At 62.5% G+C, this 1,224-nt stretch carries 1 protein-coding gene and 2 pseudogenes; 2 read left to right on the plus strand and 1 reads right to left on the minus strand.

What is annotated here, in order from left to right; genetic code table 11:
* Window positions 1-132: 132 nt before the first annotated feature.
* Window positions 133-327 (plus strand): annotated as a pseudogene (locus ACTWPW_RS64250) (IS3 family transposase); the annotation flags it as partial.
* Window positions 328-369: 42 nt separating this feature from the next.
* On the opposite strand, the pseudogene ACTWPW_RS64255 reads toward ACTWPW_RS64250, so the two are convergent.
* Window positions 370-678: pseudogene (locus ACTWPW_RS64255) on the minus strand (integrase core domain-containing protein); the annotation flags it as partial.
* A 112-nt stretch (window positions 679-790) separates the two neighbouring features.
* On the opposite strand from ACTWPW_RS64255, the gene ACTWPW_RS64260 reads away from it, so the two are divergent.
* A complete protein-coding gene (locus tag ACTWPW_RS64260) occupies window positions 791-1,036 on the plus strand; it encodes a hypothetical protein (protein ID WP_443175051.1) in 246 nt (81 codons plus the stop codon).
* The last annotated feature ends 188 nt before the right edge of the window (window positions 1,037-1,224 follow it).

A 1,224-nucleotide genomic window follows, 5' to 3' on the forward strand; every position in this document is an offset into this window, starting at 1 on the left:
CACCGCCTTGGAAGCCATCGCCGCTCGCGTCCGACACCACGAAGAGCAGCTCCGGCGACTCGCTACTCGGGTCGGCTGAAAGCGTTAACCGGCCAACGCCGGCAACCGGGGCTATTAGCCGGTTAATGCTTCGACAACGCCATGATGGAGTCGTTCTGGTCGCGGATGCAGGTCGAGCTCCTGGACCGTCAGCGCTGGAACACCCGGATCGAGCTCGCCAACGCAATCTTCGAGTACCTGGAGATCTGGCACAACCGGCAACGACGACACAGCAGCCTGGGCATGCTCACCCCGATACAGTTCGAGAACACACCCACCGTGGCATGACAATCCAGGAACGCGACTCCACCGAACTCGGGGCACACCACCTCAGCGATTGATTGCTAGGGCTTCGTGGGGGTGGTGTTGAGCGTAGTAGATCGCCTCGAACTCCTCGGGCGGGAGGTGCCCGATGGCTGAGTGCAGGCGGGTGGTGTTGAACCAGGCCACCCATTCGGCGGTGGCCAGTTCCACGTCGGCCAGGCTGCGCCACGGGCCGCGGGGCTTGATCAGCTCGGTTTTGTAGAGGCCAATCTGGGATTCCATCAGGGCGTTGTCGAGCGCGTCGCCTACCGTGCCGATGGACGCGTCGATGCCGGCCGCCAGCAAATGGGTGGTGAACCGGAAAGACGTGTATTGCTTGTAGCGTAGTTTGAGCAGTGGTACACACCAGCGGCGCGCGCCGGTACCACGCACCGCTCAGCGCCTCGCCGAAGTCTCCGCTGCGTACTTTGGCATCGGAGGGGAACTTGTGGCGGACCAAGTGATCTGCCAAGGCGGTCTGTCCCAGATCGCGGAAGGACTGCTCCAGGAGGGCGCGTTCTTCGGGATGGACGTAATTGCGCAGCAGATCCCGTCCCAGCCATTGTTCGGCTGCGGCTTGGTCAACGGCGTCACTGGTGGTGAGATGTCGCACCTGCAGCAGCGTGGACACCTCAGGGGAATCGTGCTGCTGAAGCCACTTTTCGAGCATGCGCCAGCCGTCCCAATGCCGTAGTTGATCGCCTGGCGTACGCCATGGAGCGGTCCACCGCCTATTGGAGTGACCCCGCGCACTAAGCCTGAATCCACGGCTTGATTCTTGGTGATCATTTCTCGGTCCAATTCGTCGACGAGGACCGTTCCCGCAGGTAGAGGCCTTGGTTTCAGAGCGTGAGGCACCTGCCGTGCTCGGGTCGCGGCTTG

The sequence above is a fragment of the Nonomuraea sp. KM90 genome, assembly GCF_052246675.1.
In the GTDB taxonomy this organism is placed as follows: domain Bacteria; phylum Actinomycetota; class Actinomycetes; order Streptosporangiales; family Streptosporangiaceae; genus Nonomuraea.